The following is a 14,767-nucleotide window of genomic DNA, read 5'->3' as shown; positions in this document are numbered from 1 at the left end:
TTTAGACAACAGCTCTTAGCCATTTTCCAAATAAATATGAGCACAAAAACAAAATTATATGCATGCATATAAACGTCAGGCTTTTACAAAAAAAAAATTAACATTTTTCAATCCGGTTAAACGAATCAGCAGGATCCGAAAATCTAATTCAACTTAAAATTAACCTGCATTTTCTCCAATTCAAACAGCAATTCATTTGAAATTTTAATTTTTAGCTTTCTACTTGGCATCGACAACTTTGTCACCACATTAATCTCTTCTATCTCAGTAACTCCAACTGTGTTTGAAGAATCAGATTCTGAAGTTTCGGCATCATCGATTTCTTCAACAAAAGCATCTTCGTCGTTTTCAGAAACCACCGGATCTGCCTGAATTATCTTCCTGACCTTCTCCAACTCCATGACTTCAAAAGCAACCTGATTGTCTCCTTTATTCTCCTGAAAAAGTCGGCTTAGTTTATGAATAAATTCTGGCTGCAAATCTTTTATATTCAACAGTAAAATCAACTTTTTAGCAAAAGACTCCAACACATCCTGTAAATACTGCACTAAGGTAAACTGTATTCTGGGATCACTGCGCTTCCCGGTATCTTGATTAACCCAGCCTTCCTTGACCAGAACCTTGATATAAGTAAAGTTATTTTGAATAAAGAAGTGCCTGAACTTTAGATATTCTTCGCCAAAAATTTTAAACTCATAACTCTCATCATAACCTTCTAAGGTGAAAATCCCCCAGCCTTTTCCATTTTTGGCCACACGATGCTGAACGTTGTTAATGATTCCACCAAAGCTTAAACTTTTCCCCACATATAAGTCCAGGTTTTTAAGAGCTTCCAGCTTGGCATTACAAAAATATTTCATTTCAAATTTGTAATCGTCCAGCGGATGGCCGGAAATATAAATTCCAACAACTTCTTTTTCTTTGGCCAGTTTTTCCATCGTACTCCAATCCTCGCAAGGCGGCACAACGGGTTCAGCAATTTGCACATCACTGGCTTCGCCAAACAAACTCACCTGCGATGAATTCTCGTTTTCCTGAAATTTTGCTCCGTAACGAATCGCCTTTTCATAAAAAGTAATTCCGTCACCGTCATCATGAAAATACTGTGCCCGAGTGGTTCCCAAAAAGGAATCGAATCCTCCGGCCAAAGCCAGATTTTCTAATGCTTTTTTATTGGCCGCACGCAAATCGATACGCTTGGTTAAATCAAAAATAGATTTGTATTTTCCTTCTTTTCTATTCTCTACTATAGTTGCCACAGCTCCAGAACCCACACCTTTAATAGCGCCCATCCCAAAACGCACCGCATAATCATCATTTACGGTAAATTTATGAAAAGACTCATTTACATCAGGGCCTAAAACCTGCAATCCCATACGCTTACATTCTTCCATAAAGAACGACACCTGCTTGATATCACTCATGTTATTCGAAAGCACCGCAGCCATATATTCTGCCGGATAATGCGCTTTTAGATAAGCTGTTTGATAGGCAATCCAGGCATAACAAGTAGAGTGCGATTTATTAAAAGCATAACTCGCAAATGCTTCCCAGTCTTTCCAAATTTTCTCCAACACTTTAGCATCATGACCTTTGGCAGCGGCTTGCTCAACAAACTTCGGTTTCATTTTATCCAAAACGTCTTTTTGCTTTTTACCCATCGCTTTACGCAAAACGTCAGCCTCACCTTTGGTAAAATCAGCCAAGGACTGTGACAAAAGCATCACCTGCTCTTGATACACCGTAATCCCATAGGTTTCACCCAAATATTCTTCGCAGGCATCTAAATCATAAACTATGGGTTCTTCTCCGTTTTTTCTTCGAACGAAAGAAGGAATGTATTCTAAAGGTCCCGGACGATACAAGGCATTCATCGCAATCAAATCCCCAAAAACCGTGGGTTTCAGGTCCTTCATGTATTTTTGCATTCCGGGTGACTCATATTGGAATATACCCACCGTTTCTCCTCTTTGGAACAACTCATAGGTTTTGACATCGTCAATCGGGAAAGTGTCAGGATCCAATTGAATTCCGGTTCTGTATTTCACCAGTTTTACGGTATCTTTTATCAAAGTCAGGGTCTTCAGACCCAAGAAGTCCATTTTCAACAATCCGGCACTTTCTGCAACCGAGTTATCAAATTGGGTAACATATAAATCAGAATCTTTGGCCGTAGTTACCGGAACGAAATTGGTAATATCCGATGGTGTAATAATTACCCCACAGGCGTGAATGCCCGTATTTCGCATCGAACCTTCCAAAATTTTCGCCTGCTGAATGGTTTCTCCAGCCAAACTATCTTCATTGGCAATCGCGATCAGCTCCTTTACATTCTCAAATTCGTCCGAACGCAAGGCTTTTTTGACGTCCTCTTCTTTTTCTGAAATAAAACGCGCCAAATTCCATTTGGACGGCATCATAGCCGGAATCAATTTCGCAATTCTGTCGGCTTCAAACAAAGGCAAATCAAGCACACGAGCCGTATCACGAATCGCTGATTTGGTCGCCATTTTACCATAGGTAATAATTTGAGCTACCTGATTGGCTCCGTATTTTTTGATTACATAATCCATGACACGGCCACGTCCTTCATCATCAAAATCAATATCAATATCGGGCATCGATACACGATCCGGATTCAGGAAACGCTCAAAAAGCAAGTCATACTTAATCGGGTCAATATTGGTAATTCCAAGGCAATAAGCCACCGCCGAACCCGCTGCCGAACCACGACCCGGCCCTACCGAAACATCCATTTCCCGGGCTTTGGCAATAAAATCCTGCACAATCAAGAAATAACCCGGATATCCGGAATTGGAAATAGTCAATAACTCAAAATCCAATCGTTCTTGAATAGATGGCGTAATTTCACCATATCTTTTTTCGGCCCCTACCATCGTCAGGTGGCGTAAATATTTATTCTCTCCTCTAACGCCGCCATCCGCTTCATCTTCAGCAACTACAAATTCTTCTGGAATATCATATTTTGGAAGCAATACATCCCTGTAAAGCGAGTAAATTTCGACTTTATCTACAATTTCCTGAATATTGATAATGGCTTCAGGCAAATCGGCAAAGAGTTTTTTCATCTCTTCTCCCGACTTGTAATAATATTCCTGATTGGGTAAACCATAACGATAGCCGAGGCCACGACCTATTGGCGTCGCTTGCTTTTCCCCATCTTTTACACACAATAAAATATCATGCGCATTCGCATCTTCTTTATTTACATAATAGGTATTGTTAGTAGCGATTAACTTTATATCGTGCTTTTTCGAAAATTCAATCAGGGTTTTATTTACCCTGTTTTCATCCTCTTGATTATGGCGCATGATTTCGATATAAAAATCGGCTCCAAATTGTTCTTTCCACCAAATCAAGGCTTCTTCGGCTTGGTTTTCACCAATATTCAGAATTTTACTCGGAATCTCTCCGTATAAATTCCCGGACAACACCATGATGTCTTCCTTGTATTTTTCTACAATCTTTCTGTCAATACGCGGTACATAATAAAAACCATCTGTATACGCTATCGAAGCCATTTTGGCCAAATTGTGATAGCCTTTTTTATTTTTGGCCAATAAAACCACCTGATAACCATTGTCTTTTTTGGTTTTATCCAAATGATTTTCGCAAATATTAAACTCGCAACCTACAATGGGTTTGATTTCAGTTTCTGTTGGTTCTTCTCCATTTTCTACCAAAGATTTATTTTTGGCAGAAGCTCCTTTGTTGTGGTTCATTATCGCACTCACAAAATGGAAAGCTCCCATCATATTTCCGGTATCGGTCATGGCTACAGCCGGAAAACCATTCTTAGCAGTTACCGAAACCAAAGGCCCCATCCCGATAGTCGATTGCAAAACCGAAAATTGGGTATGATTGTGCAAATGAGCAAACTTGGCCGCCGAAAAATCTTTTTTATCTGCATCCGAAATAATCGTTTGCGAAATATCTTGTCCAACTTCTTGAAGCTGCTGACGAATCTTATCCGAAGCTGCCTTTAAATTAATATGTTTTAATCCAATAAGTTGAATCTCAGTTGGATTCTTAGATTGAAAATCCTGAAAATAACTCGCAGGAACATCCAGTTGTTCTTTGGTAAAATTTTCTCTTCTGATCAACTCCAGGAAACAACGCGTGGTTGCCTCGACATCGGCAGTGGCATTGTGCGCCTCAGCAAACGGTTTGTTAAAAAGATAAGAATGCAATTCCGTTAAGGTAGGCAGTTTAAATCTTCCACCTCTACCACCCGGCAATTGCAATAAGGAAGCGGTAACCTCGGTACAGGTGTCCAAAACCGGAATACTAGCCATTGGACTTTCGACCCCCAAACGATGAAATTCACAGCCCATAATATTGACATCAAAACCTAAATTCTGACCCACAATAAATTTGGCTTTACTCAATGCGACATTGAATTTCTCCAAAACTTCAGCCAACGAAATCCCTTCGGCTTGGGCCAATTCAGTAGAAATACCATGAATTCGTTCGGCATCATAGGGAATATTAAACCCATCCGGTCTTACCAAATAATCCTGATGTTCGATGAGTTTCCCCATGTCGTCATGCAACTGCCATGCAATTTGAATACATCGCGGCCAGTTGTTTGTATCGGTTATGGGCGCGTCCCAACGCTTGGGTAATCCTGTAGTCTCGGTATCGAATATTAAATACATAACTGAATGTGAGCGGTTTAAAAAACCAAATAATTATAAAAATTGAATTTCAAATTTAGTTTTTTTTCAAGTAAGAACTAAGGCAAGTTATCAACAAAAGATCCCCTGATTGTTTCTTTAAAATTCCTACAACCAAATTTAAAAATCTTCAAATTAACGAGCTGCTTATTTTTTTGGATGTCGTAGTATTTTACAAAAAAATTGGACAACCAAATGAAACAAAACACGCCCTTTTTGCCGAATAAAAAACAATCGAATACAGTCGCTCAAAAAAATAAAAAAGGAACAATCATTGCTAATTATAAACAAAAATGTAGTTTATATTAAATTATTCTTGAAATAACCTTCAATTTAAAATGATTTTAAAGCATATGAATATTTTTTTAAAAAAGCATTCCTTCAACTTTAAACAAAAAACAACAGAGAATTAAAACCAAAACCAAACTGCTTTATAAAATTATTCACAAACAAAATTAAGCACTAGACAGTTGTAAAAACAGTGTTGGGTATCGTATATAATGAATAATCGAAATTTACTTTATTGACTCTTTTAATAAATTTGCTCCCATTGCCACAGCTTTATCCAAATAATTGGGCTGAACAAAGAAGAAATACACTAAAAAAATAGTTAAAAATGAGTACTACATTATTCGACAAAGTATGGGATTCGCACGTGGTGCGTAAAATTGAAGATGGACCGGACGTTTTTTTTATTGACCGTCATTTCATCCATGAAGTTACTAGTCCTGTAGCTTTTTTAGGCTTAAAATCAAGAGGTGTTTCCGTTTTATATCCGGAACGCACTTTTGCCACTGCCGATCACAACACACCAACTATAAACCAACACCTGCCTGTTGAAGACGCACTGTCTGCCAATCAGCTGAAAGCATTGGAAGACAACGCAGCCGAATACGGCATTTCTCACTGGGGATTAGGTCATCAAAAAAACGGAATCGTACACGTGGTAGGTCCTGAAAACGGAATTACATTACCGGGCGCAACAATTGTTTGCGGGGATTCTCACACTTCTACCCACGGTGCTTTTGGAGCTATTGCTTTCGGAATTGGTACTTCGGAGGTAGAGATGGTATTGTCTACACAATGTATCATGCAGCCGAAGCCAAAGAAAATGCGTATTAACGTAAATGGTAAATTAAGCAAAGGTGTTGGTCCAAAAGACGTAGCCCTTTATATTATCGCTCAACTAACAACTTCCGGAGGTACGGGATATTTTGTGGAATATGCCGGAAATGTTTTCGAAGACATGTCTATGGAAGGCCGTATGACTGTTTGTAACCTAAGTATCGAAATGGGTGCTCGTGGCGGAATGATCGCTCCGGATCAAAAAACATTCGATTTCCTGGAAGGAAGATTATACGCTCCAAAAGGCGAAGCTTGGGATAAAGCGGTGGCTTACTGGAAAACTTTAAAAACAGATGCTGATGCCGTTTTTGATGCCGAATTAAACATCAATGCCGAAGACATTGAACCGATGATTACTTATGGAACCAATCCGGGAATGGGAATTGGTATCTCAAAAAATATTCCAAGCGCCAACCAAGTAGAAGGCGGCGAGGAAACCTATAAAAAATCATTAGCCTATATGGGCTTTGAGGAAGACGATGTAATGATTGGCAAACCTATCGATTTTGTTTTCTTGGGAAGCTGTACCAATGGCCGAATTGAAGATTTCAGAGCTTTTACCGAAATTGTAAAAGGACGCAAAAAAGCAGCTAATGTTACCGCTTGGCTCGTTCCGGGCTCTCATGTTGTGGAAGCTCAAATCAAGGAAGAAGGATTATTGGATATTCTTACTGAAGCCGGTTTTGTATTGCGCCAGCCGGGATGTTCAGCTTGTTTGGCTATGAACGACGATAAAGTTCCTGCCGGAAAATATGCCGTAAGCACCTCAAACAGAAACTTTGAAGGTCGCCAGGGTCCTGGTTCCAGAACCTTATTGGCCAGCCCAATTATGGCAGCAGCAGCAGCAGTTACAGGAGTTTTGACAGACCCAAGAGAGTTGATGTAATTCAATCGCTATAACAATATCAAAAATTAACAAACCGTTTTAGTTTTTAAGATTCTGTTTTCTACACAAGAAAACTGAAACCTGAAACCTGAAACCTGAAACCTAAAAAAATGGCATACGATAAATTTAACATCCTTAGAAGTAGTGCAGTGCCACTACCAATAGAAAATGTGGATACCGATCAAATCATCCCAGCACGTTTCTTGAAAGCGACCAAACGGGAAGGTTTTGGAGACAATCTTTTCAGAGATTGGAGGTACAATGGAGACAATACTCCAAAAACAGATTTCGTTTTGAATGACACTACTTATAGCGGAAAAATATTAGTAGGCGGAAAAAACTTCGGTTCGGGTTCTTCAAGAGAGCACGCTGCTTGGGCTGTTTACGATTACGGATTTCGTGCAGTAGTTTCAAGTTTCTTTGCTGATATTTTCAAAGGAAACTGTCTGAACATCGGGGTTTTACCAGTGCAAGTAAGCCCTGAATTTGCAGAAACAATCTTCAAAGCTATTGAAGCCGACCCAAAAACAGAATTGGAAATCAACCTAGAAGCACAAACCATTACCCTATTAACAACAGGACAACAGGAATCTTTTGCCATCAATGGCTACAAAAAGAACAATATGTTGAATGGTTTTGATGATATCGATTATTTACAAAACATCAAAGAAGAAATTATTGGCTTTGCCGATAAACTTCCTTATTAAAAGCAACCAATAAACGCAGTTACTCTAGTCTCAGCATTATTGGTGAGCTAAGTAACTGTTTTTACTATTATCCAAAACAAAGACATTCGACTGCAGAATATCATTAAAATAAAAATCGTATTAGTATTAAGATGGAAAAAAGAAAAATTGAAATAATGGACACCACACTCCGTGATGGCGAACAAACCTCAGGAGTATCCTTTTCTGCTGCAGAGAAGCTAACCATTGCACAATTATTACTGGAAGAATTAAATATTGACCGAATCGAAATTGCCTCTGCAAGAGTGAGCGAAGGTGAATTCCAAGGAGTAAAAGGAATAATGGCTTGGGCCGAAGAAAAAGGATATAGTAATAAAATTGAGGTGCTAACCTTTGTTGACGGCGGACTTTCGATAGATTGGATGAAAAAAGCCGGAGCCAAGGTTCAAAACTTATTAACTAAAGGTTCTTTGAATCACTTGACCCATCAATTAAAGAAAACACCCGAAGAACATTTTGCTGAAATTGAGCAAGCCATTGCGTTGGCAAATGAAAACAATATCGCTACCAATGTCTATTTAGAAGATTGGAGTAACGGCATGCGCAATTCTCCTGAATATGTATTTCAATATTTAGATTTTTTGACCAAACAACCTATCAAAAGAGTTTTACTCCCAGATACCTTAGGCGTTTTAATACCCTCTGAAACTTTCGAATTTATCTCTAAAATTGTAACGAGATACCCAAATACCCATTTTGATTTTCACGCACATAATGACTACGATTTAAGTATCGCCAATGTAATGGAAGCCGTAAAAGCAGGGATACAGGGACTTCATGTAACCGTAAACGGCATGGGAGAACGTGCTGGGAACGCTCCGCTTGAAAGCACCGTTGCGGTAATCAATGATTTCATGCCTGAGATTGCAATCAGTGTTAAAGAATCTTCTTTGTACAGTGTAAGTAAATTGGTAGAAACATTTACAGGTTATAGAATTCCTGCCAACAAACCTATTGTGGGTGATAATGTTTTTACTCAAACTGCAGGAATTCATGCCGACGGAGACAACAAAAACAACCTCTATTTTAACGACCTATTACCGGAACGTTTTGGCAGAAAAAGAAAATATGCCTTAGGAAAAACTTCAGGAAAAGCCAATATCGAAAAAAACCTTCAGGAGCTAGGTTTAAAATTAAATCCTGAAGATCTAAAATTAGTCACCCAACGTATCATCGAATTGGGAGACAAAAAAGAAACTGTTACTAAAGAAGATTTACCTTATATTATTTCTGATGTTTTGGATAGCCAAAGCTATCAGGAAAGAATTATAGTAGAATCGTATATCTTATCGCACGCCAAAGGAATGCGCCCTTCAACGACACTTTGCCTGAAAATTGAAGGAGAAATCATTGAAGAACATGCCCAGGGCGATGGCCAGTTTGACGCTTTTATGAATGCCTTGGCTAAAATATACAAAACCAAAGAACTGAAATTGCCACAGCTAATAGACTATGCCGTAAGAATTCCTCCCGGAAGTAGCTCAGACGCCTTATGCGAAACCATAATTACCTGGACAAACAACGGAAAAGAATTCAAAACCAGAGGTCTCGATTCTGACCAAACGGTTGCAGCAATCATAGCCACACAAAAAATGCTGAACGTAGCTAATTAGAAAAGAAAAAGAGATATAAAGTTCTAATCTTTGCCTTTTATCCTTTAAAAAAAATTAAAACAACACCATAATAATGAAATATACTATTGCCCTTTTAGCCGGAGACGGAATTGGACCTGAAGTAATTAATGAAGCTGTAAAAGTTTCAGATGCTATTGCCAAAAAATTCAATCATGAAATTACCTGGACTCCAGCTCTTACAGGAGCTTGCGCCATTGACGCTGTAGGCGTTCCTTATCCTGATGAAACACACGAAATCTGCATGGCAGCCGATGCGGTTCTATTTGGAGCCATTGGTCACCCAAAGTATGATAACGATCCAAGTGCCCCAGTAAGACCGGAACAAGGTTTATTATTGATGCGTAAAAAACTAGGTTTGTTTGCCAATGTACGACCAACTTTTACCTTTCCGTCTTTGATTGATAATTCTCCTTTAAAAAGAGAGCGCATCGAAGGAACTGATTTGGTTTTCTTAAGAGAATTAACCGGAGGAATTTATTTTGGAGAAAAAGGAAGAAGAGACAACGGAGAAACGGCCTATGACAACTGTGTTTACACCAGAGCCGAAGTACAGCGTTTGGCTAAAAAAGGCTTCGAATTAGCAATGACACGCTCTAAAAAATTATGTTGTGTGGACAAAGCCAACGTTTTGGAAACTTCCCGTTTGTGGAGAGAAACCGTTCAAGCCATGGAAAAAGAGTATCCAGAAGTGACCGTTTCTTACGAATTTGTTGATGCTGTTGCTATGCGTTTAGTGCAATGGCCCAATTCGTATGATGTATTAATCACCGAAAATTTATTTGGAGATATTCTAACAGATGAAGCTTCTGTAATTTCAGGTTCTATGGGATTGATGCCTTCTGCATCTGTAGGAGAACACACTTCATTATACGAACCTATTCACGGTTCTTACCCACAAGCAACCGGATTAAATATCGCAAACCCTTTGGCAACCGTATTGTCAGCAGCGATGATGTTTGAGGACGCCTTTGGATTAAAAGAAGAAGCCGAAGCCATTAGAGCGGTAGTCAACAAATCACTGGAACAAGGAATCGTTACTGAAGATTTAGCCGCAAAAGGAGCCAAAGCGTATTCAACAAGTGATGTTGGAGATTGGCTAGTTGCTAATTTGTAAAGATGCACTTTGTAGAGATGTACGGCAGTGCATCTCTACTTAATACAAAATAATATACAAACAAAAAAGGTGTCAATTTACATTGACACCTTTTTAATATATGATTGAAAAAAATATTAATATCTTCCTCTGTCTCCACCACCACGGTTATCTCCACCACGGTTGTTTCCGTAACCTCCGCGAGAATCACCTCCACGGTTGTTGTTAAAACTTCTTCTTTCACCTTCTGGTTTAGGCTCAGATTTGTTTACTACAATTGCACGTCCTTGAACAGTAGCTCCGTTCAATTCGTCAATTGCTTTTTGAGCATCGTCATCATTTGGCATCTCAACAAAACCAAATCCTTTACTTCTTCCTGTAAATTTATCTGTGATAATTTTAACTGAATCAACTGCTCCGTAAGCCTCGAAAGACTCTCTTAAATCTGCTTCCTCAATACTGAATGGAAGGCTTCCAACAAAAATATTCATATGTACTTATTTATAATAATGCAACAAATGTAGACTATTTTTATTCTAATTCACTATCTATTAGCTTATTTATGTTTTTATTTTGATTAGAAAACATAGAATCCAAGTAAAATCAATCGATTGCAAATAGAATTACTATTAATCATTACTGTTGAACTAATGGTACTTTATAAAAAATCCCTTGCTGAAAATTCAAAAGCTCTCCCGCTAATGGATTATTGCTACTATTCACGGCATTAAATTTAAAAGTCCCCGAAACAGTCTTCCTCAACTCATCATATTCTGTTATTACAATTTGACCATCACCAAAACCAATTCCCGTAGAAAAAATAATGGTACCATCGGCTTCTGTCAAAATATACGTCGCCCTCTTCGAAGTACTATTGCCTAAAAAATAAGTTTGAGGCAAAGCAGAAGTAGTTTTCAAAGTAATCACTTCATTTCTGGAATAAGCCTCGATAGTCAAACCTCCATTGGCTTCTAAAGTCGCTTTTGAATCGATAGCTCTCCAAAGAACATTGTCTTTCACCCCTTGAAAAGCGGGATTATTAAATTTCACATCTTCCTGGCAGGAAACCATAAAAGACAACAGACCTAAAAACATCAAATATTTTTTCATAAAGATCTCTTTTACAACAACAAAAGTATGCTTTTGCGTTCAAAAAAAAGAATTTACGATAAAAAAAACCAAGCAAAAACTTCCTAAAACTTTATTACTCATTACAATAAGCGCTATTGGTATATTAAAATAAATACTATATCTTTGCACCCTTAATTAATCGAGGTCGAGTACCTCAAAATTTAATCATAAGATTATGTCAGTAAAAATTAGATTACAAAGACACGGTAAAAAAGGAAAACCTTTTTACTGGGTTGTAGCTGCAGATGCACGCTCAAAAAGAGATGGTAAATACTTAGAGAAAATCGGTACTTACAATCCAAACACAAACCCAGCAACTATCGACTTAAACCTTGATAGCGCAGTAAAATGGTTGCACAATGGTGCTCAACCAACTGATACTGCTAAAGCAATTCTTTCTTACAAAGGAGCTTTATTGAAACACCACCTTGATGGAGGTATTCGTAAAGGAGCTTTAACTCAAGAACAAGCTGATGCTAAATTAGCTGCTTGGTTAGAAGCAAAAGCTGGAAAAGTTGATGCTAAAAAAGACGGTTTAACAAAAGCGCAAGCTGATGCTAAAGCTAAAGCTTTCAAAGCAGAACAAGAAGTTAACGCTAAACGTTTAGCTGCAGCTGCTCAAGCAGAAGCTGACGCTATCGCTGCTGCAACACCAGTTGCTGAAGTAGAAGCTGAAGAAGCTCCTACTGCAGAAGAAAATAACGAAACAACTGAAGCATAATTTAGTAGGCGAAGATGCGTAAAGAAGATTGTTTCTATTTGGGTAAAATCGCCAAAAAATTTAGTTTCAAAGGAGAAGTTCTGGCTTATTTAGACACGGACGAACCTGAGTTATACCAAAACTTGGAATCAGTGTTTGTTGAATGCAACAAACACTTGGTTCCTTTTTTTATTGAAAACAGCTCATTGCACAAAAACGATTTCCTTAGAATTCGTTTTGAAGATGTAAATACCGAAGAGGAAGCCGATGCTCTATTAGGCAACGACCTTTATCTACCTCTTAAAATGTTGCCCAAACTTAGCGGTAACAAATTTTATTTTCACGAAGTAATTGGTTTTAAAGTCGAAGACAAACGCCTTGGCATAGTTGGAGAAATTCAATCCATAAACGACACTACAGCCCAGCCTCTTTTTGAAGTTCTCAACGGCAGCGTAGAAATTCTCATTCCGATGATTGACCATTTTCTGGTAAAGATTGATCGCGAAAACAAAAAAGTCATCATGGATCTACCTGAGGGATTGATCGAGATGTATCTTTAAAGTTTAATCGTTTATTTGGTTATCTGTCAAAAATCGTTAATCTACAATCTGAAATTTTCATGTCCAAATTCCAATTCAAACAATTCTCTCTTGAACAAGACCGTTGTGCCATGAAAATTGGAACCGATGGTGTTTTATTAGGCGCTTGGACCCCACTAGACAACAATCCATTCCGTATTTTAGACATTGGAACAGGAACAGGAATCATTGCCTTAATGCTTTCACAAAGAAGTCAGGCAGAACAAATTGATGCTCTTGAGATTGACGACGAAGCCTACGAACAGGCAACTGATAATTTCGAAAACTCCCCTTGGAATGACCGCTTATTTTGTTTTCATGCTGGCTTGGACGAATTTATCGAAGAACCCGAAGACGAATATGATTTAATCATTTCCAATCCTCCGTTTTACTCCGAAGACTATAAAACAGCTTGCGATCAAAGGGATTTAGCCCGTTTTCAAGAAGCGATGCCTTTTGAAGATTTGATTGAAGCGGCTGACTTATTATTGTCAGAAAACGGAATCTTCTCTGTAATCATCCCTCACAAAGAAGAAGAAAAATTCTTGGCTCTAGCCAAAGAATATGAATTATATCCTTTAAAAATCACCCGCGTAAAAGGCGCTCCAACTACTGAAATCAAACGCAGTCTATTGGCTTTTTCAAGAACAGAAACTGCTAATTGCCCTATTGACGAATTAATTATAGAAACTGCCAGACATATTTATACTCCAGAATATATTGCCTTGACGAAGGATTTTTATTTGAAGATGTAAAATTTAAATACAAACTAATTGTTTTCATAAATTCTATTTTTCAAAACAAGAGATTACTCCAACCATTCTTCAAGTCCACAAATTACAAAACCCACACCTTTTCAATCAAATATACTTGAATTTACAACATTTTAATCTGGTTTTGTTATATTTCTTTATGTAAATTTGTTTTCTAAAAACGAACGAACCATGAAACCAGACCTATTTCAAGCTCCCGATTATTATAACCTTGATGATTTACTAACTGAAGAACATAAATTAGTACGCGATTCAGCCCGTGCCTGGGTGAAACGTGAAGTCTCTCCAATCATAGAAGAATACGCCCAAAAAGCCGAATTCCCAAAACAAATCATAAAAGGTTTGGGAGAAATTGGTGGTTTTGGACCTTATATTCCGGTTGAATATGGTGGCGCAGGACTGGATCAAATTTCGTACGGTTTAATCATGCAGGAAATTGAGCGTGGTGATTCCGGTGTTCGCTCTACCTCATCAGTACAATCTTCTTTGGTTATGTATCCTATTTGGAAATACGGAAACGAAGAGCAAAGAATGAAATATTTACCCAAACTGGCCACCGGAGAATTCATCGGTTGTTTTGGCTTGACAGAACCCGACCACGGTTCTGATCCCGGAAGCATGATTACCAACTTTAAAGACATGGGTGACCATTATTTATTAAATGGTGCCAAAATGTGGATTTCGAATGCTCCCTTTGCAGACATTGCGATTGTTTGGGCAAAAAACGAGGAAGGAAGAATTCACGGCCTTATCGTAGAAAGAGGAATGGAAGGTTTCAGCACTCCGGAAACACACAACAAATGGTCGCTTCGCGCCTCAGCAACCGGGGAATTGATTTTTGACAATGTAAAAGTACCTAAAGCCAATTTGCTACCTAACAAATCCGGACTTGGAGCGCCACTTGGATGTTTAGACTCTGCCCGTTATGGCATTGCCTGGGGCGCAATTGGTGCCGCCATGGATTGTTATGACACGGCGCTTCGTTATGCCAAAGAAAGAATCCAGTTTGACAAACCTATCGCCGGAACGCAATTGCAACAAAAAAAACTAGCCGAAATGATTACCGAAATCACCAAAGCACAATTGCTGACTTGGCGTTTAGGCGTTTTGAGAAATGAAGGCAGAGCAACAACGGCTCAGATATCTATGGCCAAAAGAAATAATGTCGACATGGCCATTCATATAGCCCGAGAAGCAAGACAAATCTTAGGCGGAATGGGTATTACAGGAGAATATGCTATTATGCGCCACATGATGAACCTAGAATCCGTAATCACCTACGAAGGCACTCATGATATTCATTTGTTGATTACAGGAATGGATATTACCGGGATCCCAGCATTTAAATAAAATAAACAACTATTAAAGTATTTATAAAATTGACCCTGAAAGCTTCTTGGAGAC

11 protein-coding genes are annotated in these 14,767 nt (G+C 38.5%); 8 read left to right on the top strand and 3 right to left on the bottom strand.

The features are described 5' to 3' along the window. Positions 1 to 143: 143 nt before the first annotated feature. On the bottom strand, positions 144 to 4,679 hold the full coding sequence (gene dnaE / locus BUB25_RS14990) for a DNA polymerase III subunit alpha (RefSeq protein ID WP_072945757.1): 4,536 nt from the start codon (positions 4,677 to 4,679) through the stop codon (positions 144 to 146). Positions 4,680 to 5,313: 634 nt separating this feature from the next. On the opposite strand from dnaE, the gene leuC reads away from it, so the two are divergent. From leuC to leuB, 4 genes are all read left to right on the top strand, one after another. Beyond that, complete coding sequence (gene leuC / locus BUB25_RS14985; protein WP_072945755.1) at positions 5,314 to 6,708, top strand: 3-isopropylmalate dehydratase large subunit; 1,395 nt, start codon at positions 5,314 to 5,316, stop codon at positions 6,706 to 6,708. Between the two features lie 110 nt (positions 6,709 to 6,818). Continuing rightward, positions 6,819 to 7,415: a 3-isopropylmalate dehydratase small subunit gene (gene leuD, locus BUB25_RS14980; protein WP_072945753.1), complete on the top strand. Its 597-nt coding sequence runs from the start codon at positions 6,819 to 6,821 to the stop codon at positions 7,413 to 7,415. Between the two features lie 131 nt (positions 7,416 to 7,546). Continuing rightward, complete coding sequence (locus BUB25_RS14975; protein ID WP_072945751.1) at positions 7,547 to 9,067, top strand: alpha-isopropylmalate synthase regulatory domain-containing protein; 1,521 nt, start codon at positions 7,547 to 7,549, stop codon at positions 9,065 to 9,067. A 73-nt stretch (positions 9,068 to 9,140) separates the two neighbouring features. After that, complete coding sequence (leuB, locus tag BUB25_RS14970; RefSeq protein WP_072945750.1) at positions 9,141 to 10,202, top strand: 3-isopropylmalate dehydrogenase; 1,062 nt, start codon at positions 9,141 to 9,143, stop codon at positions 10,200 to 10,202. 116 nt (positions 10,203 to 10,318) lie between these two features. On the opposite strand, the gene BUB25_RS14965 is transcribed toward leuB, so the two are convergent. Further along, positions 10,319 to 10,672 carry an RNA recognition motif domain-containing protein gene (locus BUB25_RS14965; RefSeq protein ID WP_072945748.1) on the bottom strand — a complete coding sequence of 118 codons (354 nt, stop codon included), beginning with the start codon at positions 10,670 to 10,672 and terminating at the stop codon, positions 10,319 to 10,321. 145 nt (positions 10,673 to 10,817) lie between these two features. Then, positions 10,818 to 11,291, bottom strand: a complete 474-nt coding sequence (locus tag BUB25_RS14960; protein ID WP_072945746.1) for a DUF6252 domain-containing protein — start codon at positions 11,289 to 11,291, stop codon at positions 10,818 to 10,820. Positions 11,292 to 11,487: 196 nt separating this feature from the next. Here BUB25_RS14960 and BUB25_RS14955 point away from each other — a divergent pair, with 196 nt between their 5' ends. The 4 genes from BUB25_RS14955 to BUB25_RS14940 all read left to right on the top strand — a co-directional run bounded on the left by BUB25_RS14955 (position 11,488) and on the right by BUB25_RS14940 (position 14,713). Beyond that, the gene (locus BUB25_RS14955) at positions 11,488 to 12,033 is read left to right on the top strand and encodes a 30S ribosomal protein S16 (protein WP_072945745.1); all 546 of its coding nucleotides are present in this window, start codon (positions 11,488 to 11,490) and stop codon (positions 12,031 to 12,033) included. A 14-nt stretch (positions 12,034 to 12,047) separates the two neighbouring features. Then, complete coding sequence (gene rimM, locus BUB25_RS14950; protein ID WP_072945743.1) at positions 12,048 to 12,572, top strand: ribosome maturation factor RimM; 525 nt, start codon at positions 12,048 to 12,050, stop codon at positions 12,570 to 12,572. A gap of 59 nt (positions 12,573 to 12,631) precedes the next feature. Continuing rightward, on the top strand, positions 12,632 to 13,345 hold the full coding sequence (locus BUB25_RS14945) for a tRNA1(Val) (adenine(37)-N6)-methyltransferase (RefSeq protein ID WP_072945741.1): 714 nt from the start codon (positions 12,632 to 12,634) through the stop codon (positions 13,343 to 13,345). Between the two features lie 189 nt (positions 13,346 to 13,534). Beyond that, a complete protein-coding gene (locus tag BUB25_RS14940; RefSeq protein ID WP_072945739.1) occupies positions 13,535 to 14,713 on the top strand; it encodes an acyl-CoA dehydrogenase family protein in 1,179 nt (392 codons plus the stop codon). Positions 14,714 to 14,767: the final 54 nt, after the last annotated feature.

This window comes from Flavobacterium granuli (genome assembly GCF_900129705.1).
Classification (GTDB): domain Bacteria; phylum Bacteroidota; class Bacteroidia; order Flavobacteriales; family Flavobacteriaceae; genus Flavobacterium; species Flavobacterium granuli.
The sequence above is the reverse complement of the archived record's forward strand: the minus strand, read 5'-3'. Positions and strand labels throughout refer to the sequence as shown.